The organism is Pantoea sp. UBA7232 (assembly GCF_002473195.1).
Lineage (GTDB): Bacteria > Pseudomonadota > Gammaproteobacteria > Enterobacterales > Enterobacteriaceae > Pantoea > Pantoea eucrina.
This window is the reverse complement of record NZ_DKTK01000009.1, coordinates 1-26,654: the sequence shown is the minus strand read 5'-3', so window position 1 is coordinate 26,654 and position 26,654 is coordinate 1. Positions and strand designations below refer to the sequence as shown.

The following is a 26,654-nucleotide window of genomic DNA, read 5'->3' as shown; positions in this document are numbered from 1 at the left end:
CAGAGTTATGAAACGTCTCATCGTGGGTATTTCCGGCGCCAGTGGCGCAATCTACGGCGTGCGGCTGCTGCAGGTGCTGCAATCGGTGCCGGAAGTGGAAACCCATCTGGTGATGAGCCCGGCAGCGCGCCAGACGCTGGCGCTGGAAACGGACTACAGCGTGCGGGATGTGCAGGCGCTTGCCAGCGTGGTGCATGACGTGCGGGATATCGGGGCAAGCATCTCTTCCGGCTCATTTAAAACGCTGGGTATGGTGATCCTGCCGTGCTCAATGAAAACGCTCTCCGGCATTGTACACAGCTACAGCGACAGCCTGCTGACGCGCGCCGCTGACGTCGTGCTGAAAGAGCAGCGCCGCCTGGTGCTCTGCGTACGCGAAACCCCGCTGCACGTCGGTCATCTGCGTATGATGACCACGGCGGCTGAACTGGGCGCGATGATCATGCCGCCGGTGCCGGCGTTCTATCACCGGCCGCAGCGTATTGAGGATTTGGTCGACCAGACGGTTAATCGCGTGGTGGATCAGTTTGATATCACGCTACCGGAAGATCTGTTCATGCGCTGGAATGGCGCATAAAGGTTGCGCGCTGCACAATGGATGTGCGAATTCGCGGTGTCGATCACTCTTCGTGCATAATCTGCACTAAAAGTTAGCAAACTCGCTTTTTCTTCTGCATCCCGCTGTTATATTCCCTTCATAACGAACTCTCTGCGTCCCGTTACGACGCTCTCGTTAGTGCGCCTGCGTGCTGCATTGCCAGCTCTGAGACCTGGCATGAAAACTGCAATCCATTCAGCGCAAAACACACATCACACCACATAACAATAAGCACGTCACTTGAGGGTAAACTATGAAAAAGCGAGTTCTGGCTCTCTCCCTGCTGCTGGCAATGACCGGCACCGCCAGCGTTTTTGCCGCAGTACCGCAGTCGCTGCGTATCGGGACCGATCCAACTTACCCGCCGTTTGAGTCAAAAAATGCCCAGGGCCAGCTGGTGGGGTTTGATATCGACCTTGCCAATGAGATTTGCAAACGCATTCAGGCCAAATGTACCTATGTGGAAAGTGATTTCGATGCGCTTATTCCGTCGCTGAAAGCGAAAAAAATTGATGCCATTATTTCGTCGCTCTCTATCACCGAAAAGCGTCAGGAGGAGATTGGCTTCTCGGAAAAACTCTATGCGGCTAACGCCCGTCTGGTGGCGGCAAAAGGCTCTCCGCTGCAGCCAACGATTGAATCGCTGAAGGGCAAAAATATCGGTCTGCTGCAGGGTACCACGCAGGAAACCTATGCGAATCAATACTGGCGGCCGAAGGGCGTTACCGTGACGCCTTATGCAAATCAGGATCTGGTCTATCAGGACCTGAACGCCGGACGCATTGATGCCGCTTTCCAGGATGAAGTGCAGGCGAGCGAAGGCTTTCTGAAGCAGCCGGTAGGCAAAAACTATGCGTTTGCTGGCCCGGCGGTGAAAGATGACAAAATCTTTGGTGTAGGCACCGGCATGGGCCTGCGCAAAGATGACAGCGATCTTAAAGCCGCCATCGATAAGGCGTTTAATGAGATGCGCAAAGATGGCACCTACGACAAGATTGCGAAAAAATATTTCGATTTCAACGTCTACGGTGACTGATCGACCTGTTTCCTGATACTGCGGATTGAGTGACAGGAACCGGGGCCATAACTATTCACTCCGGGCGCTTACTTATGTAAACTCCCGGGGTTCATACGCTTGCCGCTATCCTTCCGTGATTCATATCCCTGGTCAGGACTGTCCGCTATTTCCCGGGCAGCGTGTGTTATTTTCCCCTCACGACAGGATCGAAATCATGTTGTACGGCTATTCTGAAGTCATTCTCAAAGGCACGCTGGTGACGCTGGAGCTGGCGCTGAGCGCCGTGCTGCTGGCGGTTATCCTCGGCCTGCTCGGGGCGGGTGCCAAACTGTCGCGCAGCCGGCCGCTGGCCATCATCGCGGAAGGGTACACCACCCTGATCCGCGGCGTGCCCGATCTGGTGCTGATGCTGCTGATCTTTTACGGGCTGCAGATTGCGCTCAACGCGGTAACTGACGCGCTGGGCCTGGCGCAGTTTGATATCGACCCGATGGTGGCCGGTATCATTACCCTCGGGTTTATCTACGGCGCCTATTTTACTGAAACCTTTCGCGGCGCGTTTCTGGCGGTGCCGAAGGGACAGATTGAAGCCGCTACCGCCTTTGGTTTTACCGGCTCGCAGACGTTCCGGCGCATTCTGTTTCCGGCCATGATGCGTTTTGCGCTACCCGGTATCGGAAACAACTGGCAGGTGATCCTCAAGGCTACCGCACTGGTGTCGCTGCTGGGGCTGGAGGATGTGGTCAAAGCGACGCAGCTGGCGGGCAAGAGCACCTGGCAGCCGTTCTACTTTGCCATTGTGGCAGGGGTGATCTATCTGGTGTTTACCACGCTTTCTAATGGCGTGCTGTGGTGGCTTGAGCGCCGCTACTCGGTCGGGGTAAAAAGGGCAGAATTATGATTGAGATTATTCAGGAGTACTGGAAACAACTGCTCTGGACCGATGGCTATCGCTTTACCGGCGTGGCGATCACGCTGTGGCTGCTTATTCTTTCTGTCGTGCTCGGCGGCTGTCTGGCTGTGATCCTGGCCATCGCCCGCGTATCACCCAACCGGTTTATCTCAACCCCGGTCTGGCTGTTTACCTATGTGTTCCGCGGCACGCCGCTCTACGTCCAGCTGCTGGTGTTCTACTCCGGCATGTATACGCTGGAAGTGGTGAAAGGATCTGAGCTGCTGAACGCCTTTTTTCGCAGCGGTCTGAACTGTACGCTGCTGGCATTTACGCTGAATACCTGCGCCTACACCACTGAAATCTTTGCGGGCGCCATCCGCGCCGTGCCACATGGCGAAATTGAAGCGGCGCGCGCCTACGGTTTTTCAACCGTAAAGCTTTACCGCTGCATCATTTTGCCCTCCGCGCTGCGTACCGCGCTACCCGCATACAGCAATGAAGTGATCCTGATGCTGCACTCCACCGCGCTGGCGTTTACTGCGACCGTGCCGGATCTGCTGAAAATCGCGCGTGATATTAACTCGGCCACCTATCAGCCGTTTACCGCGTTTGGGCTCGCTGCCGTGCTCTATCTGATTATCTCTTATGTGCTGATTAGCCTGTTCCGCCTTGCGGAGCGCCGCTTTCTGGCACATGTGAAACCCTCTTCGTCGCACTGAGTATCACTATGGCTGAAAATAAATTACAGGTTGCCGAACTGCACAAACGTTACGGTGAACATGAAGTTCTGAAAGGCGTCTCACTGCGCGCCAATGCCGGCGATGTGATTAGCATCATTGGCTCTTCCGGCTCCGGGAAAAGTACGTTTTTACGCTGCATTAACTTCCTCGAAAAGCCGAGCGAAGGGGCTATCGCCGTTAATAACGAACAGATTGCGCTGGTGCGCGATACCGACGGCCAGCTGAAAGTGGCGAACAAGGAGCAGCTGCGCTCGCTGCGCACGCGCCTCACCATGGTGTTTCAGCACTTCAACCTCTGGAGTCATATGACGGTGCTGGATAACGTGACGGAAGCACCCATTCAGGTGCTCGGTCTGAGCAAGGCGGAAGCGCGCGAACGGGCGATCAAATATCTGGATAAAGTCGGGATTGATGCGCGCGCGCGGGCAAAATATCCGGTACATCTCTCTGGCGGCCAGCAGCAGCGCGTCTCCATTGCCCGTGCGCTGGCAATGGAACCGGAAGTGCTGCTGTTTGATGAACCGACCTCAGCGCTCGATCCCGAGCTGGTAGGCGAAGTCCTGCGTATTATGCAGAAGCTGGCGGAAGAGGGAAAAACCATGGTCGTGGTCACGCACGAGATGGAATTTGCCCGCCACGTCTCAAACCATGTGATTTTCCTGCATCAGGGAAAAATTGAGGAAGAGGGGACGCCCGATGAGCTGTTTGGCAATCCAAAGAGTCCGCGCCTGCAGCAGTTCCTGAAAGGCTCGTTAAAATAGGCTGCTGAGCCGTAGCGGCGTAATTCATGGCGCGCTTGTTTGCCATTTTGCGATTAACCCGGCGCGATAAATCGCGCCGCTGCGTATTGCAGAAGCGTTTTAATCACTCGCCAAGCAACTTCAGCGCCGTGTCTTCGTCGGTCACTAGCCCGGAGATCCACCCACCCAATAGCGCGGCGCGAATGGCCGGATATTTCCGTGCGCTGCCGGCAAAGCCGATAATCTTCCGCTGCGTCTGGCTCTCCAGCAGCACGCTGGTGAGCAGCGCATCGGTTTCGCCCCACACCCGCTCGCCCTGCTGATTAAAGAAATGGCCAAGCATCTCACCCACCACGCCACGCGTGTTAAGCTCTCTGACCTGCACATCGGTAATAAAGCCTTCGGCATTTAGCGGACAGCCCGGCTGCACTTCACCAATGCCAACAAACGCAACGTCTGCCTGCAGGGCGCGCTGCGTCACGCGCTGATAGACCTGATGCTGCACCCACATGGTTTTGTCTTCTGGCGTGTCGGCATAGAGCGGCGCGGGGATAAAAAAATATTTGCCCTGCATTTTCTCAGCCATCTTTAGCGGCACGTCGTAACGCGTACCGGAATCATCGCGCGCAATCGCACCAATCATCGACACGCACTGATGCTGTGGTCGTTCAATCCACGGCAGCGCGTCGATCATCGAACGCAGCGTTTTGCCGGATCCAATGCCGAACACCTGCGGCTGCTCCTCGCTGATAAACTGGCTCATCACTGAGGCCCCTTCAACGGCCAGCATCTGCTGAATAGCGTCATCCTCCAGACGGGCAGAAGGCACCACCCGACACAGCTCAAGACCAAATTTCGTCTGCACCTCGTGCGCCAGTTGCAGACAGTGGGTAACCGGATGATCGATTTTGACGCTGACCATGCCCATTTCCCGTGCGCTGGACACCAGCCGCTGCGCCACCTGACGCGATAAGCCGAGCGCGCGCGCAATCTCCTGCTGTGTTACGCCAGCGACGTAATACATCCATGCCGCTCGCGCCGCCAGCTCCTGTTTTTTCTCTTCTCTGCTCATCACGCGCTTCCGTCGAAAACTGAAGCGTCAGTTTATCGCGGAATCAGACGCAAGCGCTAATCGGGCAAAAGCCCTAAATGAGAGCAAATGTATTAATTGTGATGCATCTCGCAGAACCAAATGTTAGCCGCCGACTATGCTACGTCGCATCGGGCAAATGCCCTTCGCAGTGGCAAAAGTTTACTTTGAGGCGATTATGACAACGAACTTGGTATGGATGCACATCGGTGCAGGCTCCTTCCACCGTGCCCATCAGGCGTGGTATCTGCACAAGCTACGTGAGCAGGGTGATGAGAGCTGGAGCATTGCGCTGGGCAACATCCGCAATGATGCAGCAGCACTGCTTAATCAGCTGCAGGCGCAGAACGGTGAATATGTGCTGGAGACTGTCACGCCAGAGGGCGAACGCGCGTATGAAACCATCACCTCGCTGCGCAAAATCCTGCCGTGGGACAGTGACATCAGTGCGCTGGTCGCCCAGGGCGCAGAGGCGCACACCCGCGTGATCAGCTTCACCGTGACCGAAGCCGGTTACTACCTGACGCCAGAGCATGAGCTAGACCTGGCGCAGCCGGACGTACAGGCCGATATTCACGGTGAAATCCGCACGCTGTACGGCGCGCTAACGCGGATTCTGCAGCAGCGTATGGCCAGCGGCGGCGCAGCGGTTACGCTGCTGAGCTGCGATAACCTGCGCCACAACGGAGAGCGTTTCCGCCACGGCTTTCTCTCGTTCCTGGCGGCGAAAGGCGATATCGCGCTGGCGGCCTGGGTGCGTGATAACACCACGTCGCCTGACACCATGGTAGACCGCATCACACCGCGCCCGACATCCGATGTGGCGGAACGCGTCAGGGCCGCTACCGGTAAGGAGGATGGCGCGGCCGTGATGGCTGAATCCTTCATTCAATGGGTAATCGAAGACAATTTCATCGCCGGTCGCCCGGCGCTGGAGAGAGTGGGCGTTGAGCTGGTGGACACGGTGTTACCGTGGGAAGAGGCGAAAATACGCATTCTCAACGCCACGCACGCGGCGATTGCCTGGGCGGGCACGCTTACCGGACTGAACTACATTGACGACAGCACGCGCCAGCCGGCGATTTATCAGCTGGCGCACGACTACATCACTCAGGATGTTATTCCGTCGCTCACGCCGAGCCCGCTCGATCTCGCCGATTACCGCGATGTGGTACTGGCGCGCTTCAGTAATCCGTACATTAAAGACACCAACCAGCGCGTCGGCGCGGATGGCCTGTCAAAAATCCCTGGCATGGTAACGCCGACGCTGCGTGAGACCTGGCAGCGCGGCGTGGAGCCCGCCGCCACGGCGGTATTGCCGGCGCTGTTCTTCCTGTTTCTGCAGCGCTGGGCCGCTGACGATCTGCCTTATACCTATCAGGATGGCGCGTTGCAGGCAGAGGCATTGCATCAGCAATTTGCGGCCGCCGATGCGCTGGACGTGTTTATCCGCGACAAAGCGCTGTTTGCTGAACTGGCGGATGATGCGGCATTTCACACGCTGATGCACCGTACGGTGGCGGATCTGCAGCGCTGGCTGAAACAGCCTGAACAGATGCTGGCAGCGGTATAAGGAGCGTGTGATGTATCTCGGCATTGATATTGGCACCTCCGAACTCAAAGCGCTGATCGTCAACGCGCAGGGCGACATTGTGGCTTCCAGCCATGCCACGCTTAGCGTGCAGCGTCCACATTCGCACTGGGCTGAGCAGGATCCGGAAAGCTGGTGGCAGGCGTGCGAACAGGTGCTGGCCGCACTGCGGCAACAGGTGCCGGATGCCTGGCACGCCATCCGCGCCATTGGTCTCTCCGGCCAGATGCACGGCGCAGTGCTGCTGGATGCCGACGGCCAGGTATTGCGCCCGTGCATACTGTGGAACGACACGCGCAGCGCCGCCGAGTGCGAGACGCTGCGCACCCGACATCCGCAGATGATGCACATCAGCGGCAACATGATCATGCCGGGCTTTACCGCCCCCAAACTGCACTGGGTGGCTGAGCATGAACCCGCGATCTTCCGGCGCATCGCGAAAGTGCTGCTGCCGAAAGATTATCTGCGCTGGCGGCTCACCGGAGCATTCGTCAGCGAGCCGTCCGATGCGGCGGGCACGCTGTGGCTGGATGTGGCACAGCGCGACTGGTCAGATGAACTGCTGGCGATAAGCGGACTGACGCGCGCGCAACTGCCCACGCTGGTGGAGGGAAGTGCAGTCAGCGGCACGCTGCATGAAGATGTTGCCCGCGCCTGGGGTTTGCCCGCCACGGTGAGCGTGGCAGGCGGCGGCGGTGATAACGCGGCCTCTGCGGTAGGCGTTGGCGCGGTTAATCCCGGCGATGCGTTTATCTCACTCGGCACATCCGGCGTGATCTTCGTGGTTAACGACCGTCTGCAGGCCGATCCACAATCTGGCGTGCACGCTTTTTGCCACGCGCTGCCGGGGCGCTGGCATCAGATGAGCGTGATGCTAAGTGCTGCCAGCTGTCTGCGCTGGCTGTGCCAGCTGTTATCGGTGAGCGAGAACCAGCTAATGGCAGAGATGGCAGAACTGAGCGCGGAGCAGTGCCGCCGCGCACCGCTGTTTTTGCCCTATCTCTCGGGTGAACGCACACCGCACAACGATCCTGATGCCTCAGGCGCCTTCTTCAATCTGCGCCACGAAACGCCGCGTGCGCTGCTGGGCTATGCGGTGATTGAAGGCGTAGCGTTTGGCCTGGCGGACGGACTGGCGGTGCTGGGCGATGCGCAGCGACAAATTACCCAGTGCAGCCTGACCGGCGGCGGCGCGCGCAGCACGCTGTGGGCACAGCTGATTGCGGATGTGCTGCAGCTGCCGATCGTCACTCATCCAGCCAGCGCCTCGGGCGCTCTTGGGGCCGCGCGTCTGGCCTGGCTCAGTGCCGGCGGCAACGAGCAGCAGGTATGCCTGAAACCGCCGGTTCAGGCGCGTTACCAGCCCGATGCGGCGCGCGGTGCGGTGCTGCAGCAGCGCCTGCGCCTGTTCCGCGAACTCTACGCTCAACAACAGCAGGCACGCGCGCTGCTGCCTGCCTGACGGCTTACTGAACAGAGGAAGATGGTGATGCAAGCGAACGATTACTGGTTTGGCTTACCGAAAAAAATGTTCTGGGGCTTCCTCGCGATTGCCATCTTTATGGCGGGCGACGGCTTCGAAATGGCGTTTCTCTCCCGCCATATTACTGACATGGGCTTCACGCCGGGCCAGTCGGCGCTGGTGTTTACCTTTTACGGACTGGCGGCGGCGCTGGCGGCCTGGGCTTCCGGCGTGGTTGCGGAGTTGATTACCCCGCAACGTGCAATGCTGATTGGCTTTGTGCTGTGGATAGTGATGCACACGCTGTTTATGTCGCTCGGTCTTGGCCTGCGCAATTATCCGCTGATGGTGCTGTTTTACGGCATTCGCGGGCTGGCTTATCCGCTGTTCATCTACTCCTTCATGATGATGCTGGTGCAGGTATTGCCGCGCGAGAAACTGGCTGCCGCCACCGGATGGTTCTGGGCGATGTATTCGGTCGGCATTGGCGTGGTTGGCAGCTATCTGCCCAGCCTGACTATCCCGATGCTGGGTGAAACCGGCACGCTGTGGCTGGCGATTGGCTGGGTAGCGGCGGGCGGCGTACTGGCCTTTTTCAGCCTGCGCAATGTGCCGGTGGACCGTTCGCGCGTGAATCTGCCGCTGCGTGACAAAATGACCGAAATGTCACGCGCAGTGACCATTCTGTTCACCAACCAGCACGTGTTTTACGCCTGTCTGATTCGCATCATCAATACGCTATCGTTGTTTGGTTTTGCGATTATCATGCCGCTGCTGTTTGTTGATCGTCTCGGCTTTACCATCTCTGAATGGTTGCAGATTTGGGCAGTGTTCTTTTTTGTCACCATTTTCACCAACATCTTCTGGGGCATCATCGGCGAGAAAATTGGCTGGATCCGCCAGGTGCGCTGGTATGGCTGCCTCGGTATGGCGATCTCCAGCCTGGCGTTTTACTACCTGCCGCTGTATGCCGGCCACAATTTCTGGATCGCGCTGATTCCGGCGGTGATGCTGGGGATTTTTGTCGCGGCATTTGTGCCAATGACCGCCGTGTTCCCGACGCTTGAACCGCATCATAAAGGCGCAGCCGTTTCGATTTACAATCTGTCGGCAGGCCTCAGCAACTTTGTGGCACCGGCGATTGCTTCAGTTATGTTGCCGTTCTTCGATATCGTCGGCGTGGTATGGGCGTATACCGGGCTGTATGTGTTTGCCGGCGTGCTGACGTTTATTATTCGCGTGCCGCAACCAGGACACACCCGGGAAGCATCCGCAGTGAAATCGCGTATCGCGCAGCAGCGCAGTTGAGCCTGTACGAAAAAGTGCACTATTTGAATATCCGCAGGTTATTGCCTCAGCTAAGCGGCACGTTAAATCTGCAGGCTTCGCTTGAACTCAGCGTACTGGCTGTCAGGCTTAGCCGTGTCAACCGCGAAATAACCCGGAGGAAAGATGTCGCGCTTTGCAGAGTAAGTGGTGGTGATCACCGGAGCCGGCATGGGTGCCGCAGCGGCAATATGGGCGCGTCGATATGCTGGTTAACAACGCCTTTTGCCCTGGCTTTGCTCTCACCGATCTTACCGAAGAGATAAAAAGAGATGAGGCGCTGCATTAACGCTTCTACGATCGCATTCTGCAGCGCCGCGCCGGTGAGCCGTAAGATACCGCTAGCGCAACTGCTTTTATCGCCAGCGATGACGCGCCTTATATCACCGGCGTTAACCTGCCGGTCGACGGAGGTCTGACGGCGTCGAATAGCCAGCCGAAGCAGGCCTGAGCCACTTCGATGGTTATGGACGGGGCGGTGATCCCGCCACATCCTGCAGCGCCTGCTGTAAATCGTACCAGCGAAAGGTAAAGCCGGACGCCTCCAGCCGTTTGGGCAGCACATGCTGACCGCCCAGCACCAGCACTGCTGATTCACCCATCATCAGTTTGATGGCGGCCGCCGGCGTGCGCATAAAAGCGGGCCGGTGCATGACCTGTCCCAGCGTCGCGGCAAACTGTTCGTTACGCACCGGATAGGGGGCAACCATGTTGAACGGACCGCGCAGCGACGGGTGATCCATCAGCCAGATGATGGCATCGATCATGTCATCAATATGGATCCACGGCAGATACTGTTTGCCGCTGCCAATCGGCCCGCCCACGCCAAGACGAAAAGGCAGTTTCATCTTTTCCAGCGCACCGCCCTCACGCGCCAGCACAACGCCGGTACGCAGCAGGCAGACCCGGGTTTGCTCGCTCTCGGCCTTGAGCGCCAGCTGTTCCCAGCGCGCGCACAGCGTATGGGTAAATTCATCCTGACCGGGATCCTCTTCGGTCACAATGACCTCGCCGCTGTCGCCATAGAAGCCAGTGGCTGAACCGGAGATCAGAAACGCGGGAGGAGTACTGCTGGCGTGGATCAGTGAAACCAGCTGTTCAGTGATTTGCCAGCGGCTTTCGCACAGCTGCTGCTTCTGGCTGGCGCTCCAGCGCTTATCAGCGATAGGTTCGCCAGCCAGATTTATAATGCCCTCTATGCCATTAAGGTCGGACTGCTGATCGAGTCCGGACCAGAGCCTGACGCGCTCATCGAGTTTTTCCCGCGCGGCTGCCACGTCACGCGTCACTACATTCACCTGATGCCCGAGCTGCAGCAGTCGCGGGATCAGGTGGCGGCCAATCAACCCGGTGCCGCCGGTAATCAGTAATTGCATCGTGAGCCTCCCTGTAAATTATTATCTGCTCAGCATTGAGCATAGAAGAGAAGCGGAGAGTGAGTGTGACAGCACCTGCAGCGTGAAGGAAAAAGCGGCCCTGAGGCTGCCGGAGAGACAAAGATCCGACCAGCAGATTATTGCCTTAGGTGAAAAAAGCCGGTAAAGATGTGGCACCCCGGCTGCTTATGCTGAGGCTGGCGGGATCGGGCAAAGCACGCTAAGCGCTTGCGACAGTGATAAGAACGCTTTACCTTACGCGCATTCTGATAAAGCAATAAAAAAACCGACGCGTGCCGCGCACGCTGAAACGTCAAAAGGGTTACGGATGGTGGATCAAACGGCAGATGACGCTATTGAGTGGGTGGATATCGTCAGCGAAGAGAACGAAGTGATTGCGCAGGCCAGCCGGGCACAGATGCGGGCACAGTGTCTGCGCCATCGCGCCACCTATATCGTGGTTCATGATGGTATGGGCAAGATCCTGGTACAGCGTCGCACAGAAACCAAAGATTTCATGCCCGGTATGCTGGATGCCACCGCCGGTGGCGTGGTGCAGAGCGGTGAAGAGATGCTCGAATCTGCACGGCGCGAAGCGGAAGAGGAGCTGGGGATCGCGGCAGTACCCTTCGCTGAACACGGCAAATTCTACTTTGAAGATCAGCACTGTCGCGTCTGGGGCGGGCTGTTCAGCTGTGTTTCTCACGGTCCGTTTGCGATGCAGGAGAGTGAAGTTGATGAGATTTTCTGGATGACGCCAGAAGAGATCACGGCGCGCTGCGATGAGTTTACCGATGATTCACTGAAAGCGCTCTCGCTGTGGCTGAGCCGCAATAGCGATGCAGCACGCAGCAAGCAGAACAGCGAAAGCTGACCGCTGCATCTGCACGACGCGAAAAAAAAAGCATGCGCCTGGCGCATGCTTTTTTTATACCTGAGCAGGGGGAGGGGGGCTTACCCTTCCGCCTGCTGCGACTGAATGGCCGTCAGGGCGATGGTGTAGACGATATCATCGACCAGCGCGCCGCGTGACAGGTCATTGACCGGTTTACGCATGCCCTGCAGCATCGGGCCGATAGAGATCAGATCGGCAGAGCGCTGCACCGCTTTGTACGTAGTGTTACCGGTATTGAGATCCGGGAAGATAAAGACCGTGGCGCGTCCGGCAACCGCCGAATTGGGCGCTTTGGACCTGGCAACATCTTCCATAATGGCCGCGTCATATTGCAGCGGACCATCAATAACCAGATCGGGGCGTTTCTCCTGCGCAATGCGGGTGGCTTCGCGCACTTTCTCAACGTCGCTGCCCGCACCGGAGTTACCGGTTGAGTAAGAGATCATCGCTACGCGCGGATCGATACCAAAGGCGCTGGCGGAATCTGCAGACTGAATCGCGATTTCAGCCAGCTGCTCCGGGTTAGGATCGGGGTTGATGGCGCAGTCGCCGTAAACCAGTACCTGTTCCGGCAGCAGCATAAAGAACACGGATGAAACCAGCGAGCTGCCGGGCGCAGTTTTGATCAGCTGCAGCGGCGGACGAATGGTATTGGCAGTGGTGTGCACCGCGCCAGAGACCAGGCCATCCACTTCTCCGCTCTCCAGCATCATGGTACCCAGCACCACATTGTCTTCCAGCTGCTCCTCCGCCACGACTTCCGTCATGCCTTTGCTTTTGCGCAGCTCAACCAGGCGCGGCACATAGTTTCCGCGCACAACTTTCGGATCGACAATCTCAATGCCGGTGCCCAGCTCCACGCCCTGAGCCGCCGCCACGCGCTGGATCTCATCCGGATCCCCCAGCAGGACGCAGGTGGCAATGCCGCGTTCGGCGCAGATTGCCGCCGCTTTAACCGTGCGCGGTTCGTCGCCTTCCGGCAGGACAATGCGTTTGCCCGCTTTACGTGCAAGTTCGGTCAACTGATAGCGGAAAGCAGGAGGCGACAGGCGACGACTGCGTTCGGAAGTGGCGGTCAGCGACTCAACCCAGTCGGCGTTGATAAAGCCGGCAACATACTCCTGCACTTTTTCAATACGCTGCGTATCGTCAGCCGGTACTTCCAGGTTGAAGCTCTGCAGGCTCAGCGACGTCTGCCAGGTGTTGGTTTTCACCATAAACACCGGCAGGCCGGTCTGGAAAGCGCGCTCGCACAGACGGGCAATAGGCGCTTCGATCTGATAGCCGCCGGTCAGCAGAATGGCACCAATTTCAATACCGTTCATCGCTGCCAGACAGGCAGCAACCAGTACGTCAGGGCGATCGGCCGAGGTCACCAGCAGCGAGCCGGGACGGAAATGCTCCAGCATGTGCGGGATGCTGCGTGCGCAGAAGGTCACAGATTTAACGCGGCGCGTCTCGATTTCACCTTCGTTGATGATTTCCGCGTTGAGGTGGCGGCACATATCGATAGCGCGCGTGGCGATCAGGTCAAAGCTCCATGGCACACAGCCCAGCACCGGCAGCGGGCTGTTGGCAAACAGCTGTTTCGGATCGATGTTGGCTACGCTGGCTTTAGAGGAGTCATCGAAGATCTCTGAGAGATCGGGGCGGGTACGCCCCTGCTCATCCACCGGGGCATTCAGCTTGTTGATGATAACGCCCGTGATGTTTTTGTTTTTACTGCCGCCAAAGCTGCTCTGGCTTAGCTCAATACGCTCTTTCAACTGAGCAGGGGAGTCATTGCCCAGCGCCATCACAAAAACAATCTCTGCGTTCAGCGTTTTGGCGATCTCGTAGTTGAGCGCAGAGGCGAACTGATGCTTGCGTGTCGGTACCAGACCCTCGACCAGCACCACCTCTGCTTCTCTGGCCGTGGCGTGGTAGTTGGCAATGATCTCCTCCATCAGCACATCCTGCTGGTTTGAACCCAGCAGTGACTCAACGCGCGACATCTGCAGCGGTTCAGCAGCAGGAATGGCGGAGTTTTTACGGATAATGGTGGTTGTCTGGTCCGGTCGGTCGCCCCCGGCGCGCGGCTGTGCAATCGGCTTGAAAACACTCAGGCGCACGCCTTTGCGTTCCATTGCGCGGATCACGCCAAGGCTGACGCTGGTCAGGCCGACGCTGGTGCCGGTAGGGATAAGCATAATTGTACGTGACACGTTAAAAACCTCGCGGTGTTACAGGGTGTCAAAATCGCTCCGTCAGCCTGAGCTGACGGAGAAGAAAGGGATCAGGCCGTCAGACGCGCGGCATCCTGCGCAATCACCAGCTCTTCATTGGTCGGGATGACGAGTGCAGGGCGGGTACCCTCTTTATTGATAAAACCGGATTTGCCAAAGCGGGCAGCCAGATTGCGCTCGTGGTCAAGGTCAAAGCCCAGCAGGCCCAGTTTGCCCAGCGCCAGCTCACGCACCAGAGCCGCATTTTCGCCAATACCGCCGGTAAAGATGACTGCATCCAGGCGACCATCCATCAGCGCCGTATAGCTGCCGATATATTTGGCCAGCCGGTGGCAGAAGACATCCATCGCACGTTTTGCATCTTCTTTAGTCGCATAGTTATCTTCAACATAGCGGCAGTCGCTGGTTACTTCCGTCAGGCCCAGCAGCCCTGACTCTTTGGTCAGCAGCTTGTTGATCGCATCAACGCTCATACCCAGAGCGTCATGCAGGAAGAAAACAATGGCCGGATCGATGTCGCCGCTGCGGGTGCCCATGACTAACCCTTCCAGCGGCGTCAGGCCCATAGAAGTATCAACACACTGACCGTTGCGAATAGCCGAAACAGAGCCGCCATTGCCAAGATGGCAGGTAATGATATTCAGCTCGCTGACTGGCTTGTTCAGCATTTTTGCCGCTTCCTGCGTCACATAATAGTGGCTGGTGCCGTGAGCGCCGTAGCGGCGTACGCCATGCTCGCGATAGAGATGATAAGGCAGGGCGTAGAGATACGATTCTTCAGGCATTGTCTGATGGAAAGCCGTATCAAAAACCGCCACATTCTTATCAGAGAGATGCGGGAAATTTTTCATCGCCTCATCAATGCCGATTAAATGCGCCGGATTGTGCAGCGGTGCAAAAGAAGAGGCATCTTTAATGCCCTGAATGACCGCCTCATCAATGATGACGGACTGGGTCAGTCGCTCACCGCCATGTACGATACGGTGGCCGATTGCAGCGATTTGTGCCGAAAGCTCTGGTTTTTGTGCCAGAATAGATTTAACGATGAAGTTCAGCGCTTCGCTGTGGGCTGCGCCTGCACCCAATGGTGCTTCCTGCTTGCTGCCTTCCAGCTTCCATTTAATCCGCGCTTCCGGCAGGTGGAAACATTCAGCCAGTCCCGACAGGTACTCATCGCCGGTAGCTGGATTGAGGATAGCAAATTTAAGAGAAGAACTGCCGCAGTTCAGAACCAGTACTAACTTCGTCGACATGGAAGTACCTATTTGTTAAATAGTGGCTAAAAATAACGCAATCAGACTAACAGCGTAGCCCATGAGAGCGGGGCGATTTATGATTAACATCATGCGCCAGCTAAAAAGAAAACGACACGCAAAAAAATTCGGTAATTTTACGCAAATTTTTGAAAGCGCTGTAGCAATACCTGGCTCTGGCTGTGCTTTAATCAGGCGGCAGCTTCCGGTAATGTTACTGAAAACGGCGTCAGAATACCCACTGTCACCTGCAAAAACAAAATGTTTTGAAGGATGTCACGTAAAGTTGTGTAGTTACAAATCTATTTTAAATAATGCAGTATTAGTTGAGGTGCATAATGGCGAATGACGCAGGTAATCCGGGCTGGTTTGGCTTATTCCAGCGCGGACAACACTACATGAAAACCTGGCCTGCGGATAAACGTCTGGCGCCAGTTTTTCCGGAAAACCGGGTCGTTACGGCGACCCGCTTTGCCATCCGTTTTATGCCGCCGCTGGCCGTATTTACTCTGACGTGGCAGATAGCGCTGGGCGGGCAGCTGGGGCCAGCCATCGCCACCGCGTTGTTTGCCTGCAGCCTGCCGATGCAGGGATTGTGGTGGCTGGGTAAACGAGCCGGTACGCCGCTGCCGCCTGCGCTGCTGCAGTGGTTCAACGAAGTCCGCAGCAAACTGGAAGAGGCGGGGCAGGCGATTGCACCGGTAGAGGGAAAGCCCACCTATCAGGCGCTGGCTGATGTACTTAAACGGGCGTTCAGACAGCTGGATCGCACCTTTCTGGACGATCTTTAATTCTGCACAATCGGATAAGGAGCAGCAGGTGAATTTTAAAGGATTTCTGTTTGACCTGGATGGCACGCTGGTGGATTCACTGCCGGCAGTAAACCGCTGCTGGACGCAGTGGGGCGAGCGTCATGCGCTCAGCGCTGAGGTGGTACTCGATTATATTCACGGCAAACCCGCTATCGATTCACTGCGCCATTTCATGCGCGGCGAGAGTGAGGCCGCCATCCAGGCGGAATTTCACTGGCTGGAGCAGCAGGAAGCCCGGGATACGCAGGGCATACGGGAGATAGCCGGCGCGCGCGCGCTGCTGACGCAGCTTAATGAGCAGAACATCCCCTGGGCGATTGTCACCTCCGGTTCGGTGCCGGTAGCCCACGCCCGGCATCGCGCAGCTGAGCTCCCTTTGCCAGCGGTGTTTATTACGGCTAACGATATCCGGCGCGGCAAGCCCGATCCGGAACCCTATTTACTGGGTGCTGAGCGTCTGGGCCTGCATCCGTCTGAATGTGTGGTGGTAGAAGATGCGCCCGCAGGTATTGCGGCAGGCCTTGCGGCCGGCAGCGCAGTGATCGCCATCGATCCAGCGGCAGATACGCCTGGTCTGAACCAGGTTCTGTTTAATCTGCCCGATCTGAGCAGGCTGAAAATTACGCAGAACGACACCGGCGCCTTTTCGCTGAGCCTGCGCGCCTGAATGATACCCGCTCGCTCAGAGCGGGGTCTCCTGTGAAATCTCATCAAGCGACAGAGTAAAGCTCGGGACGAACACCTCCATAAAATAATCCATTTCAGGTGAACGCCGCTCGGTCAGGGTCTTCTCCAGCCGTGTTTTAGCCAGTGAAAATTCATGGTTGCCGGCAGAGAGCTCCTCAAGGCATTTCAGATAGGCGCAGAGAGCGTCAGCCTGTTTCACCACAGCCTGTTCGGCCGCGCTATAGTGGTGTTCATCAATCAGCGGCCGATACGCTTCCTGCAATTCGGGCGGCAGCATTTCAATCAGCTTTTGCTGGGCAATTTTCTCAATCTTTTTGTATTCATGCGCAATTTGCGCGTTGTAATACTTAACCGGCGTTGGCAGATCGCCGGTCAGCACTTCACTGGCATCATGATAGAGCGCCAGCATTGCAATACGATCGGGATTGAGTTCACCTGCAAATTTCAGATTTTTGATCACTGCCAGCGCATGCGCCACCATCGCGACCTGCAGGCTGTGTTCAGAGACATTTTCTGTACGTACATTGCGCATCAGCGGCCAGCGATTGATGAGTTTCAGGCGGGAGAGGTGAGCGAAAAAGTGGCTTTGAGTCATTACAGCATCCTGTCAGCACAGCGGGGAGGAAACCCCTCCCCGGAATGCATACAGTATATACCTGACTGCAGCCAGGTACATGACAGGTTAAGCGCCTGGCTGGCTGCAGCAGAAGGTGACTTACTGCCGGTAACCCTGCAGAAAACGTCCAAACTTGCCGATCGCCATCTCCAGATCGTCTACCCGCGGCAGAGTAACAATGCGCACGTGATCCGGATGTGGCCAGTTAAAGGCGGAGCCCTGTACCAGCAGCACTTTTTCCTGCAGCAGGAAGTCGAGCACCATCTTCTGATCGTCATAAATATTAAATTTTTTCGGATCGATACGCGGGAACATGTAAAGCGCGCCCTGCGGTTTAACGCAGCTTACGCCGGGAATATCGTTAATCAGCTCCCAGGCGCGCTGGCGCTGCTCGTAGAGCCGTCCGCCAGGGGCGATAAACTCGCTGATGCTCTGGTAGCCTCCCAGCGCGGTCTGAATCGCATGCTGAGCGGGCACGTTGGCACACAGGCGCATAGAGGCGAGCATTTCCAGGCCTTCAATATAGCCTTTGGCGTGCTTTTTCGGCCCGTTTAGCACCATCCAGCCCTGACGAAAACCGGCCACGCGATAGGTTTTAGACAAACCGTTAAAGGTCACCGTCAGGAGATCAGGTGCCAGCGCCGCAATGGAGTGATGCTGCGCATCGTCGTAGAGGATTTTGTCATAGATTTCATCAGCAAAGATAATCAGGTTATGCTGACGCGCTATTTCTACCACCTCCAGCAGCAGCTCTTTACTGTAAACCGCGCCGGTCGGGTTATTGGGGTTGATAATCACAATTCCACGCGTGCGCGGTGTGATTTTGCTACGGATATCATCCAGATCCGGAAACCAGCCGGCTGACTCATCGCATCGGTAATGGACAGCTTTGCCGCTGGAGAGTGAAACGGCTGCCGTCCACAGTGGGTAATCCGGTGCCGGCACCAGCATCTCATCGCCGCTATTGAGCAGCGCCTGCATCGCCTGCACGATCAGCTCTGATACCCCATTGCCGATATAGATATCTTCAACGGTAACGTCGCGCATATCACGCGCCTGATAGTGCTGCATAATGGCTTTACGAGCAGAGTAGAGCCCCTTGGAGTCGCAGTATCCCTGCGCGCCAGGCAGATTACGTATAACGTCGACCAGAATTTCATCAGGTGCTTCAAAACCAAACGGCGCTGGGTTGCCAATATTCAGCTTGAGAACCTTGTTGCCTTCTTCTTCAAGTCGCTTTGCTTCTTTTAGTACCGGTCCGCGAATGTCGTAACAGACATTTTCCAGCTTACCGGATTTATCAATTTGGAAATTCATCGTTGCCGCCTTTTCGGGCAGAGTCCTTTAACCCGCCACCCAGTTAAAACCTGCCCAATTTACTCCTCTCCCGATAACAAAAGAAGGGTGGCAGCGGCTTTTGGCGTGATTGAGACAGATTCCCGGTGTGGGTAGCGTAATTATGGTGATATGCCGGTTAAATTGGTTTTTATGACTGCCTGTGGTTAATTTACAAGACTATTATTTTGGTAAATAGCGATGCGATTTGCCTGTAACGGCTACGCCAGCTGCCCCTCTGTCATAAGAAAACCGGGTTATGCTTTCCATACTAATGATTAGCTGCGCAATGAAATAGTTAAGCGTATCTTGCTAAATGATGCTGTTTTATTCAGCTGGCGTTAACTCATGCATGGCGCAGCGGCAATATCTGCATTCTTATGCGCAGTCTCAGCATAGAAATTGCGCGAATAGCAACGGGTACGATCGCAATACTGGCGGGCAATGAGCGTTTTTCTGTAACTTTATCGCTCCAAATAAGTTTACAAACCAGATGTTCAAAATTTAACCCTGGCGTTGCCGGAGGGGCTAAACGGGCTTATTAAGCAAAAAATTTGATGTTTTGCACGAAAACATTTCCCTTTAAAGCGTAAAAATGATTAAGTATAATTTATTATTTGAAGCACTTTATGGCTTCGTTTCGACATAACAACGTGTTATCTCTTTTTTTGCTCTGCAACCTTTTATGCAGGCAACCAGGCAACTACACAGCTTCCAGCACCGGTACGACTCTTGTCTTTGGCCCTGAAGTTGTTCTGTCTCTAATGACGCCGCCTCTCTGCTGCCAGAGAACGTACGCTCGTCATTACCCGCCTGAACTCGGTTTTAAGACGATCTCCTCTGGAGATTGTCAGTAAGCACCATTGCCACTTATCTCTTTGATTTTGTGGCAATACACCAGGGTAGTAGTTCTAAAAATCTTATAAAGTGAAGAAAAAAATCATGACTAATGCAAATCGTCCGATACTGAATCTCGACCTCGATCTGCTGCGTACATTTGTTGCTGTTGCAGACCTGAATACGTTTGCAGCGGCGGCGGCGGCCGTGTGCAGAACCCAGTCAGCGGTAAGCCAGCAGATGCAACGTCTGGAGCAACTGGTAGGTAAAGAGCTGTTTGCCCGACATGGACGTAACAAACTTCTGACGGAGCACGGTATCCAGCTGCTTGGCTATGCCAGGAAAATCCTGCGTTTTAACGACGAAGCCTGCACCTCACTCATGTACAGCAATATTCAGGGCGTTCTGACTATCGGAGCCTCTGATGACACGTCAGATACCATTCTGCCTTTCCTGCTGAACCGGGTGACGTCAGTCTATCCAAAGCTCGCCATCGATGTACGTGTAAAACGTAACCCGTTTATGATGGAGATGCTGAACCAGGGAGAAGTCGATCTGGTTGTGACCACGTCCAGCCCGGGTAACTTCACGCATCAGGTACTGCGTACTTCACCAACGCTCTGGTACTGTGCCGCTGACTATATTTTCCAGCGCGGCGAAGCGATTCCTCTGGTACTGCTGGATGAACCAAGCCCGTATCGCGATATGGCGATAGACCATCTGAACGAAGCGGGTATTCCATGGCGTATCTCTTACGTGGCATCAACGCTGGCAGCAGTGCGCGCGGCCGTTAAAGCCGGTCTGGGCGTAACGGCACGTCCGGTTGAAATGATGAGTCCTGAGTTGCGCGTAATGGGCGCCGCCGAAGGTTTGCCAGTGTTACCGGATACGCAATACCTGCTGTGCCGTAACGCTGACAGCGATAATGAACTGGCGCTGGCCATTTTCAACGCCATGCAATCGACGAACGATCCTTACAATCTCAGTGCAAATCCGGATAGCTCACTGCTGCTGGATGATGAAGAGTAAGCCGTAGCGACACTGCAGTAATACGCGCGTTACGCGCTGTATAATTGCTATAAAAAAGCCTTAGTCGGCGTAACTGCGACTAAGGCTTTTTTTTTGCCTGTTATCCGGGGCCAGATACGCATTTTTATGGCCGATAATTATCAGGCTTTCCGAAAAACGAGCAGTTGTTTCAATTCCCGTCATTTTAGAAATTTTTTATCAAAAAATGCCTTCTTTGCACTAACCGATCCTGCCATATGCGCTGCTTTTTAGAGCTAAAAGCGCAGAAGTGTGTTCTGGATCAAAAAAATAACCCTGTCAGGGAGAGGGAAATCTGCGGAAGACCTGTCAAAATGTGAGTGTTAAACGCACGATCCATGCATGTAAAACCCCGCTACACTGAAATTAACCGCACAAACTGAAGCGATTTAGCTGGCGCTGATGAGGGTATATGTTAATAATATGATGCGGGTGTAAAATAATGTTTGGATACTTTTGTCAAAGTTGACAAAAGGTTATAGAAAGGAGTAAAAAACCCCATAAAATTGCTGCCTAATCAGGAAAGACAGCAACGTTTATAAGGTTTTTATCCTTCCCTTGAATCGATGTGGTGTGTTTGCTGCAACAGTGCAGGATGCCATCGCCACTTTTGATGAGTAAGCAAAGCGTATGTCAACAACCACCGAAGTCATCGCTCATCACTGGGCGTTTATTGTATTTATTGTGATCGCATTTGGCCTTTGTGCCTTTATGTTAACCGGCGGCTGGCTGCTTGGTGGACGTGCTAAAGCGCGTTACAAAAACACCCCGTTTGAGTCTGGTATTGAATCGGTTGGCGATACCCACATCCGCCTCTCTGCAAAATTCTATCTGGTTGCCATGTTTTTCGTTATTTTCGACGTGGAAGCCCTCTATTTATACGCCTGGTCGACCTCCATTCGCGAAAGCGGCTGGGTCGGCTTTGTCGAAGCCGCAATTTTCATTTTGGTGCTCCTGGCAGGCCTGGTTTATCTGGTTCGCATCGGCGCGCTGGATTGGGCTCCTGCGCGTCGTCGCGTAGTGGTCAAATCAAGCCCGGTCAGCCACAGTCACACCAACCCTCATAAGCAGTAAAAGCGAGGCAATAAGATGGACTACACGCTGACACGCGTAGACCCGAACGGCGGGGATGGCGATCGCTATCCTCTGCAGAAACAGGAGATTGTTACCGATCCTCTGGAACAGCACGTTCACCGTAGCGTTTATATGGGCAAGCTGGAACACGCTCTGCATGACATGGTGAACTGGGGTCGTAAGAACTCTCTCTGGCCCTATAACTTTGGCCTCTCCTGCTGCTACGTAGAAATGACTACGTCATTTACTGCGGTGCATGACGTGGCACGCTTTGGCGCTGAAGTTATGCGCGCCTCGCCGCGCCAGGCTGACTTTATGGTTATTGCCGGTACGCCTTTTACCAAAATGGCACCCGTTATTCAGCGTTTGTACGATCAGATGCTGGAACCTAAATGGGTGATCTCTATGGGTGCCTGCGCTAACTCAGGCGGGATGTATGACATCTATTCTGTCGTACAGGGTGTGGATAAATTTCTGCCGGTGGATGTTTACATTCCGGGCTGCCCGCCGCGTCCGGAAGCCTATATGCAGGCGCTGCTGCTGCTGCGTGAGTCGATCGGTAAAGAGCGCCGTCCACTCTCATGGGTAGTCGGTGACCAGGGTGTATATCGCGCCAACATGCAGTCTGAACGTGAAAGGAAACGTGGCGAGCGCATTGCCGTCACTAACCTGAGAACCCCGGACGAAGTGTAAGTATCCCGTACACGGATGGAGTAACGGCCACAGCAGAAAATGACAACGTAGTGTGTGCCGCCATCCTGACGCCTTCTTTTGAGTGCCTGATAACAGGCCGGAATGGTGAGTAACGTATGACAGATTTGACCACGCAAGATCTCGCTCAGCCAGCATGGCAAACCCGTGAGCACCTGGATGACCCGGTGATCGGCGAGCTGCGTAATCGTTTTGGGCCGGACGCCTTTACTGTTCAGGCAACCCGCACCGGCATTCCTGTAGTCTGGGTAAAGCGCGAACAGCTGCTGGAAATTGTAACGTTTCTGCGCAAGCTGCCTAAGCCCTATGTCATGCTGTATGACCTGCATGGCTTTGATGAGCGTTTACGTACCCACCGCGCAGGCCTGCCTGCTGCGGATTTTTCCGTTTTCTATCATCTGCTTTCTATTGAACGTAACCGCGACATTATGCTCAAGGTGGCGTTATCTGAAAACGATCTGAATGTGCCAACCATCACCACTATCTTCGCCAACGCCAACTGGTATGAGCGCGAGACCTGGGAGATGTTTGGCATTACGTTCCAGGGGCATCCTCATCTGACGCGCATTATGATGCCGCAGACCTGGGAAGGGCACCCGCTGCGTAAAGATTATCCGGCGCGCGCGACTGAGTTCGATCCCTTTACGCTGACTAAGCAGAAAGAAGATCTGGAGATGGAGTCGCTGACGTTCAAACCAGAAGAGTGGGGCATGAAACGCAGCACGGCCAATGAGGACTTTATGTTCCTTAACCTTGGCCCGAACCACCCCTCTGCGCACGGTGCTTTCCGTATCATCCTGCAGCTCGACGGTGAAGAGATTGTCGACTGCGTACCTGACGTTGGCTATCACCATCGCGGTGCCGAGAAGATGGGCGAGCGGCAGTCCTGGCACAGCTATATCCCCTATACCGATCGTATCGAGTATCTGGGCGGCTGTGTTAATGAAATGCCTTACGTACTCGCCGTAGAGAAACTGGCCGGGATCACGGTACCAGACCGCGTTAACGTCATTCGCGTGATGCTCTCTGAGCTGTTCCGTATCAACAGCCACCTGCTCTACATCTCAACCTTTATTCAGGACGTTGGCGCAATGACGCCAGTGTTCTTTGCGTTTACCGATCGTCAGAAAATTTATGATGTCGTGGAAGCGATTACCGGTTTCCGCATGCATCCCGCCTGGTTTCGTATCGGTGGTGTGGCGCACGATCTGCCGAAAGGCTGGGAGCGTCTGCTGCGTGAGTTCCTCGACTGGATGCCAAAACGCCTGAAAGAGTATGACAAAGCGGCACTGCGCAACACCGTGCTGATGGGACGCTCACAGGGCGTAGCCGCTTACAATATGGATGAAGCGCTGGCGTGGGGCACAACCGGTGCGGGTCTGCGTGCAACCGGTCTCGACTTTGACGTGCGTAAGTGGCGTCCTTATTCAGGCTACGAAAACTTCGATTTTGAAATTCCGGTTGGCGCAGGCATCAGCGATGCTTACACCCGCGTACAGCTGAAAATGGAAGAGATGTGGCAGTCGCTGCGTATTCTGGAGCAGTGCCTGAACAACATGCCGGAAGGGCCGTTCAAAGCGGACCATCCGCTGACCACGCCGCCGCCGAAAGAGCGTACGCTGCAGCACATTGAAACCCTGATCACCCACTTCCTGCAGGTCTCCTGGGGACCGGTGATGCCCGCCAATGAATCGTTCCAGATGATTGAGGCGACGAAAGGGATCAACAGCTACTACCTGACCAGCGACGGCAGCACCATGAGCTACCGCACCCGCGTGCGCACGCCAAGCTTCCCGCACCTGCAGCAGATCCCGTCAGTGATCCGCGGCAGCCTCGTATCCGATCTCATCGTCTACCTCGGTAGTATCGATTTTGTTATGTCAGACGTGGACCGCTAATTATGCACGATCAAAAAATTGCCATTCAAACCATCGACCCGAATGAGGTCTTTGTGCTGAGCGAGGCCGAGCACCACGCTATTGAGCATGAAAAACATCACTACGAGGATGCGCGCGCAGCCTCAATTGAAGCGCTGAAGATCGTGCAAAAACAGCGGGGCTGGGTGCCGGATGGCGCTATTCACGCAATTGCTAATGTGCTGGGTATTCCGGCCAGCGATGTCGAAGGCGTGGCAACGTTCTACAGCCAGATTTACCGTACGCCGGTTGGCCGTCACGTGATCCGCTACTGCGACAGCGTGGTGTGCCACATTACCGGTTATCAGGGCATTCAGGCAGCGCTGGAACAGAATCTTCATATTAAACCCGGCCAGACAACGGCAGACGGCCGCTTTACGCTGCTGCCTACCTGCTGCCTCGGCAACTGCGATAAGGGGCCGACCATGATGGTGAATGACGATACGCACGTTCACCTGACGCCGGAAGGTATCGCCTCGCTACTGGAGCAGTATCAATGATGAAACCCATTATTCGTGCTGCGGAAACGCATCCGCTGACCTGGCGTCTGCGCGACGACAAACAGCCGGTCTGGCTGGAAGAGTACCGCAGCAAAAATGGCTACGCTGGCGCCGAAAAAGCGCTGAACGGCATGAGCCAGGATGAAATCGTTGCGGCGGTCAAAGACTCTGGCCTGAAAGGGCGCGGCGGTGCGGGCTTCAGCACCGGCCTGAAGTGGAGTCTGATGCCAAAAGATGAGTCCATGAATATCCGTTATCTGCTGTGTAACGCGGATGAGATGGAGCCAGGCACCTATAAAGACCGCCTGCTGATGGAGCAGCTGCCACATCAGCTGGTGGAAGGCATGCTGATCAGTGCTTTCGCGCTAAAAGCTTATCGCGGCTACATCTTCCTGCGCGGTGAATATGTTGAAGCAGCAGAGAACCTGCGTCGCGCCATCGCCGAAGCTACAGAAGCGGGCTATCTCGGTAAAAATATTCTCGGCACCGGTTTTGATTTTGAACTGTTTGTTCACACCGGCGCGGGCCGCTATATCTGCGGTGAAGAGACGGCGCTGATCAACTCGCTGGAAGGGCGTCGTGCTAACCCGCGCTCAAAGCCACCGTTCCCGGCCAGCGCCGGCGTCTGGGGCAAGCCAACCTGCGTTAACAACGTTGAGACCCTCTCCAACGTGCCAGCTATCTTCCTGAACGGCGTGGAGTGGTACAAAGGGCTGTCTAAAAGTGAAGATGCCGGCACCAAAATGATGGGCTTCTCCGGCCGCGTTAAAAACCCTGGCGTCTGGGAACTGCCGTTTGGCATCACCGCCCGCGAGATTCTGGAAGATTATGCCGGCGGTATGCGCGATGGCCTGAAGTTTAAGGCGTGGCAGCCAGGCGGTGCCGGAACCGATTTTCTGACCGACCAGCATCTCGATCTGCCAATGGAGTTTGCCAGCATCGGTAAAGCGGGCAGCCGTCTGGGTACGGCGCTGGCGATGGCGGTAGATCACGAGATTAATATGGTGTCGCTGGTGCGTAACCTGGAAGAGTTTTTTGCCCGTGAGTCGTGCGGATGGTGTACGCCGTGCCGCGACGGCCTGCCGTGGAGCGTCAAGATCCTGCGCGCGCTGGAGCAGAAGCAGGGGCAGCCGGGTGATATCGAAACGCTGCTGCAGCTTTGCCGTCAGCTGGGCCCGGGTAAAACCTTCTGTGCGCATGCACCAGGCGCGGTTGAGCCTCTGCAGAGCGCAATTAAATATTTCCGTGAAGAGTTTGAAGCTGGCATTGCGCCGCAGGTGTTTGGCAATACCCGTTCTATCGGCGGTATTCAGCCTAACCTGCTGAAAACGCGCTGGTAAGCAGACCACCGTAGACGGAAGGCGCCAGACGCCAGTCCGGCTGAAAAGCGGGATAACAGAATTTGATGTTTAACGCTCGTCCCCGGACGAGCCTTACGGAAGCATGTTCACTATGGCTACAATCCATGTAGACGGTAAAGAATATGATGTGAACGGAGCGGACAACCTGCTACAGGCGTGTCTCTCTCTGGGCCTTGATATTCCCTATTTTTGCTGGCATCCGGCGCTCGGCAGCGTAGGCGCCTGCCGCCAGTGTGCGGTGAAGCAATTCCAGAATGCCGAAGATACCCGCGGCCGCCTCGTTATGTCCTGCATGACACCGGCATCGGATGGCACTTTTATCTCTATTGATGATGGCGAAGCGAAAGAGTTTCGTGAAAGCGTCGTAGAGTGGCTGATGACGAACCATCCGCACGACTGCCCGGTCTGCGAAGAGGGCGGTAACTGTCATCTGCAGGATATGACGGTAATGACGGGCCACAGCTTCCGTCGTTATCGCTTTACCAAGCGCACGCACCAGAATCAGGATCTTGGTCCGTTTATCTCCCATGAGATGAACCGCTGTATCGC

The 26,654-nt window shown here is 55.6% G+C and carries 25 protein-coding genes and 1 pseudogene; 20 read left to right on the top strand and 6 right to left on the bottom strand.

All coding sequences use genetic code 11. The features are described 5' to 3' along the window. The first annotated feature begins 7 nt into the window (after window positions 1–7). The 5 genes from B4056_RS09880 (at window position 8) to hisP (ending at window position 4,012) form a co-directional block, all read left to right on the top strand. The gene (locus tag B4056_RS09880) at window positions 8–577 is read left to right on the top strand and encodes a UbiX family flavin prenyltransferase (RefSeq protein ID WP_094111117.1); all 570 of its coding nucleotides are present in this window, start codon (window positions 8–10) and stop codon (window positions 575–577) included. Window positions 578–851: 274 nt separating this feature from the next. Continuing rightward, window positions 852–1,634 (top strand): lysine/arginine/ornithine ABC transporter substrate-binding protein ArgT, encoded by a 783-nt coding sequence (gene argT / locus B4056_RS09875; protein ID WP_039379096.1) that lies wholly within the window; start codon window positions 852–854, stop codon window positions 1,632–1,634. Between the two features lie 196 nt (window positions 1,635–1,830). Beyond that, a complete protein-coding gene (locus tag B4056_RS09870; protein WP_039379095.1) occupies window positions 1,831–2,517 on the top strand; it encodes a histidine ABC transporter permease HisQ in 687 nt (228 codons plus the stop codon). Further along, complete coding sequence (locus B4056_RS09865; RefSeq protein ID WP_039379094.1) at window positions 2,514–3,230, top strand: ABC transporter permease; 717 nt, start codon at window positions 2,514–2,516, stop codon at window positions 3,228–3,230. Before B4056_RS09870 ends, B4056_RS09865 begins: the two co-directional genes overlap by 4 nt. 8 nt (window positions 3,231–3,238) lie before the next feature. Next, window positions 3,239–4,012, top strand: a complete 774-nt coding sequence (gene hisP / locus B4056_RS09860; RefSeq protein WP_039379092.1) for a histidine ABC transporter ATP-binding protein HisP — start codon at window positions 3,239–3,241, stop codon at window positions 4,010–4,012. A gap of 103 nt (window positions 4,013–4,115) precedes the next feature. Here the strand turns inward: hisP and B4056_RS09855 are convergent, their stop codons facing one another. Continuing rightward, a complete protein-coding gene (locus B4056_RS09855) occupies window positions 4,116–5,063 on the bottom strand; it encodes a sugar-binding transcriptional regulator (protein WP_039379090.1) in 948 nt (315 codons plus the stop codon). Between the two features lie 196 nt (window positions 5,064–5,259). On the opposite strand from B4056_RS09855, the gene dalD reads away from it, so the two are divergent. The 4 genes and pseudogenes from dalD to B4056_RS09835 all read left to right on the top strand — a co-directional run. Continuing rightward, entirely contained in the window at window positions 5,260–6,654 is a 1,395-nt protein-coding gene (dalD, locus tag B4056_RS09850) for a D-arabinitol 4-dehydrogenase (RefSeq protein ID WP_150034177.1), read from the top strand. A 10-nt stretch (window positions 6,655–6,664) separates the two neighbouring features. Next, on the top strand, window positions 6,665–8,134 hold the full coding sequence (gene xylB / locus B4056_RS09845; protein WP_094111118.1) for a xylulokinase: 1,470 nt from the start codon (window positions 6,665–6,667) through the stop codon (window positions 8,132–8,134). Between the two features lie 27 nt (window positions 8,135–8,161). After that, the gene (locus tag B4056_RS09840) at window positions 8,162–9,442 is read left to right on the top strand and encodes an MFS transporter (RefSeq protein WP_113655379.1); all 1,281 of its coding nucleotides are present in this window, start codon (window positions 8,162–8,164) and stop codon (window positions 9,440–9,442) included. A 235-nt stretch (window positions 9,443–9,677) separates the two neighbouring features. Continuing rightward, window positions 9,678–9,911 (top strand): annotated as a pseudogene (locus B4056_RS09835) (SDR family oxidoreductase); the annotation flags it as partial. A 13-nt stretch (window positions 9,912–9,924) separates the two neighbouring features. Here B4056_RS09835 and B4056_RS09830 read toward each other — a convergent pair. After that, window positions 9,925–10,836: a TIGR01777 family oxidoreductase gene (locus B4056_RS09830; protein ID WP_039379083.1), complete on the bottom strand. Its 912-nt coding sequence runs from the start codon at window positions 10,834–10,836 to the stop codon at window positions 9,925–9,927. 328 nt (window positions 10,837–11,164) lie between these two features. On the opposite strand from B4056_RS09830, the gene yfcD reads away from it, so the two are divergent. Beyond that, window positions 11,165–11,710, top strand: coding sequence for an NUDIX hydrolase YfcD (yfcD, locus tag B4056_RS09825; RefSeq protein ID WP_039379079.1), 546 nt, complete (start codon window positions 11,165–11,167; stop codon window positions 11,708–11,710). Window positions 11,711–11,790: 80 nt separating this feature from the next. Here yfcD and pta read toward each other — a convergent pair whose 3' ends face one another. Next, the gene (gene pta, locus B4056_RS09820; protein WP_169713301.1) at window positions 11,791–13,935 is read right to left on the bottom strand and encodes a phosphate acetyltransferase; all 2,145 of its coding nucleotides are present in this window, start codon (window positions 13,933–13,935) and stop codon (window positions 11,791–11,793) included. A gap of 71 nt (window positions 13,936–14,006) precedes the next feature. Continuing rightward, window positions 14,007–15,209 carry an acetate kinase gene (gene ackA, locus B4056_RS09815; protein WP_094111120.1) on the bottom strand — a complete coding sequence of 401 codons (1,203 nt, stop codon included), beginning with the start codon at window positions 15,207–15,209 and terminating at the stop codon, window positions 14,007–14,009. Window positions 15,210–15,288: 79 nt separating this feature from the next. On the opposite strand from ackA, the gene B4056_RS09810 reads away from it, so the two are divergent. The 3 genes from B4056_RS09810 to B4056_RS09800 are packed head-to-tail and all read left to right on the top strand — an operon-like array spanning window position 15,289 to window position 16,688. After that, window positions 15,289–15,558: a hypothetical protein gene (locus B4056_RS09810; protein WP_288654568.1), complete on the top strand. Its 270-nt coding sequence runs from the start codon at window positions 15,289–15,291 to the stop codon at window positions 15,556–15,558. After that, complete coding sequence (gene yfbV, locus B4056_RS09805) at window positions 15,548–16,000, top strand: terminus macrodomain insulation protein YfbV (protein WP_039379043.1); 453 nt, start codon at window positions 15,548–15,550, stop codon at window positions 15,998–16,000. Before B4056_RS09810 ends, yfbV begins: the two co-directional genes overlap by 11 nt. A 28-nt stretch (window positions 16,001–16,028) precedes the next feature. Next, window positions 16,029–16,688: a sugar phosphatase gene (locus tag B4056_RS09800; RefSeq protein ID WP_094111121.1), complete on the top strand. Its 660-nt coding sequence runs from the start codon at window positions 16,029–16,031 to the stop codon at window positions 16,686–16,688. 15 nt (window positions 16,689–16,703) lie between these two features. On the opposite strand, the gene yfbR is transcribed toward B4056_RS09800, so the two are convergent. Together yfbR and B4056_RS09790 are read right to left on the bottom strand one after the other, a co-directional pair. Further along, window positions 16,704–17,303, bottom strand: a complete 600-nt coding sequence (gene yfbR / locus B4056_RS09795; protein ID WP_039379039.1) for a 5'-deoxynucleotidase — start codon at window positions 17,301–17,303, stop codon at window positions 16,704–16,706. A gap of 120 nt (window positions 17,304–17,423) precedes the next feature. Beyond that, complete coding sequence (locus tag B4056_RS09790) at window positions 17,424–18,641, bottom strand: pyridoxal phosphate-dependent aminotransferase (RefSeq protein WP_039379037.1); 1,218 nt, start codon at window positions 18,639–18,641, stop codon at window positions 17,424–17,426. 960 nt (window positions 18,642–19,601) lie between these two features. On the opposite strand from B4056_RS09790, the gene lrhA reads away from it, so the two are divergent. From lrhA to B4056_RS09755, 7 genes are all read left to right on the top strand, one after another. Then, on the top strand, window positions 19,602–20,525 hold the full coding sequence (gene lrhA / locus B4056_RS09785; protein WP_039379035.1) for a transcriptional regulator LrhA: 924 nt from the start codon (window positions 19,602–19,604) through the stop codon (window positions 20,523–20,525). Window positions 20,526–21,173: 648 nt separating this feature from the next. Continuing rightward, window positions 21,174–21,617 (top strand): NADH-quinone oxidoreductase subunit A, encoded by a 444-nt coding sequence (locus B4056_RS09780; protein WP_039379033.1) that lies wholly within the window; start codon window positions 21,174–21,176, stop codon window positions 21,615–21,617. A gap of 15 nt (window positions 21,618–21,632) precedes the next feature. Beyond that, entirely contained in the window at window positions 21,633–22,310 is a 678-nt protein-coding gene (locus B4056_RS09775; RefSeq protein WP_039379030.1) for a NuoB/complex I 20 kDa subunit family protein, read from the top strand. Window positions 22,311–22,426: 116 nt separating this feature from the next. Further along, on the top strand, window positions 22,427–24,226 hold the full coding sequence (nuoC, locus tag B4056_RS09770) for an NADH-quinone oxidoreductase subunit C/D (protein WP_039379028.1): 1,800 nt from the start codon (window positions 22,427–22,429) through the stop codon (window positions 24,224–24,226). A 2-nt stretch (window positions 24,227–24,228) separates the two neighbouring features. Further along, entirely contained in the window at window positions 24,229–24,744 is a 516-nt protein-coding gene (gene nuoE / locus B4056_RS09765; protein WP_039379025.1) for an NADH-quinone oxidoreductase subunit NuoE, read from the top strand. Beyond that, complete coding sequence (gene nuoF, locus B4056_RS09760; protein ID WP_094111141.1) at window positions 24,744–26,084, top strand: NADH-quinone oxidoreductase subunit NuoF; 1,341 nt, start codon at window positions 24,744–24,746, stop codon at window positions 26,082–26,084. The genes nuoE and nuoF overlap by 1 nt, the downstream gene beginning before the upstream one ends. Window positions 26,085–26,196: 112 nt before the next feature. After that, window positions 26,197–26,654 (top strand): 2Fe-2S iron-sulfur cluster-binding protein (locus B4056_RS09755; RefSeq protein WP_288654565.1); only part of this gene is annotated, 458 nt, incomplete at its 3' end.

Excerpts from the sequence above, each read along its gene's own strand:
- B4056_RS09880 (WP_094111117.1), top strand. The coding sequence starts at position 8 with ATGAAACGTCTCATCGTGGGTATTTCCGGCGCCAGTGGCGCAATCTAC.
- argT (WP_039379096.1), top strand. The coding sequence starts at position 852 with ATGAAAAAGCGAGTTCTGGCTCTCTCCCTGCTGCTGGCAATGACCGGC.
- B4056_RS09870 (WP_039379095.1), top strand. The coding sequence starts at position 1,831 with ATGTTGTACGGCTATTCTGAAGTCATTCTCAAAGGCACGCTGGTGACG.
- B4056_RS09865 (WP_039379094.1), top strand. The coding sequence starts at position 2,514 with ATGATTGAGATTATTCAGGAGTACTGGAAACAACTGCTCTGGACCGAT.
- hisP (WP_039379092.1), top strand. The coding sequence starts at position 3,239 with ATGGCTGAAAATAAATTACAGGTTGCCGAACTGCACAAACGTTACGGT.
- B4056_RS09855 (WP_039379090.1), bottom strand. The coding sequence starts at position 5,063 with ATGAGCAGAGAAGAGAAAAAACAGGAGCTGGCGGCGCGAGCGGCATGG.
- dalD (WP_150034177.1), top strand. The coding sequence starts at position 5,260 with ATGACAACGAACTTGGTATGGATGCACATCGGTGCAGGCTCCTTCCAC.
- xylB (WP_094111118.1), top strand. The coding sequence starts at position 6,665 with ATGTATCTCGGCATTGATATTGGCACCTCCGAACTCAAAGCGCTGATC.
- B4056_RS09840 (WP_113655379.1), top strand. The coding sequence starts at position 8,162 with ATGCAAGCGAACGATTACTGGTTTGGCTTACCGAAAAAAATGTTCTGG.
- B4056_RS09830 (WP_039379083.1), bottom strand. The coding sequence starts at position 10,836 with ATGCAATTACTGATTACCGGCGGCACCGGGTTGATTGGCCGCCACCTG.
- yfcD (WP_039379079.1), top strand. The coding sequence starts at position 11,165 with ATGGTGGATCAAACGGCAGATGACGCTATTGAGTGGGTGGATATCGTC.
- ackA (WP_094111120.1), bottom strand. The coding sequence starts at position 15,209 with ATGTCGACGAAGTTAGTACTGGTTCTGAACTGCGGCAGTTCTTCTCTT.
- B4056_RS09810 (WP_288654568.1), top strand. The coding sequence starts at position 15,289 with ATGATTAACATCATGCGCCAGCTAAAAAGAAAACGACACGCAAAAAAA.
- yfbV (WP_039379043.1), top strand. The coding sequence starts at position 15,548 with ATGGCGAATGACGCAGGTAATCCGGGCTGGTTTGGCTTATTCCAGCGC.
- yfbR (WP_039379039.1), bottom strand. The coding sequence starts at position 17,303 with ATGACTCAAAGCCACTTTTTCGCTCACCTCTCCCGCCTGAAACTCATC.
- B4056_RS09790 (WP_039379037.1), bottom strand. The coding sequence starts at position 18,641 with ATGAATTTCCAAATTGATAAATCCGGTAAGCTGGAAAATGTCTGTTAC.
- lrhA (WP_039379035.1), top strand. The coding sequence starts at position 19,602 with ATGACTAATGCAAATCGTCCGATACTGAATCTCGACCTCGATCTGCTG.
- B4056_RS09780 (WP_039379033.1), top strand. The coding sequence starts at position 21,174 with ATGTCAACAACCACCGAAGTCATCGCTCATCACTGGGCGTTTATTGTA.
- B4056_RS09775 (WP_039379030.1), top strand. The coding sequence starts at position 21,633 with ATGGACTACACGCTGACACGCGTAGACCCGAACGGCGGGGATGGCGAT.
- nuoC (WP_039379028.1), top strand. The coding sequence starts at position 22,427 with ATGACAGATTTGACCACGCAAGATCTCGCTCAGCCAGCATGGCAAACC.
- nuoE (WP_039379025.1), top strand. The coding sequence starts at position 24,229 with ATGCACGATCAAAAAATTGCCATTCAAACCATCGACCCGAATGAGGTC.
- nuoF (WP_094111141.1), top strand. The coding sequence starts at position 24,744 with ATGAAACCCATTATTCGTGCTGCGGAAACGCATCCGCTGACCTGGCGT.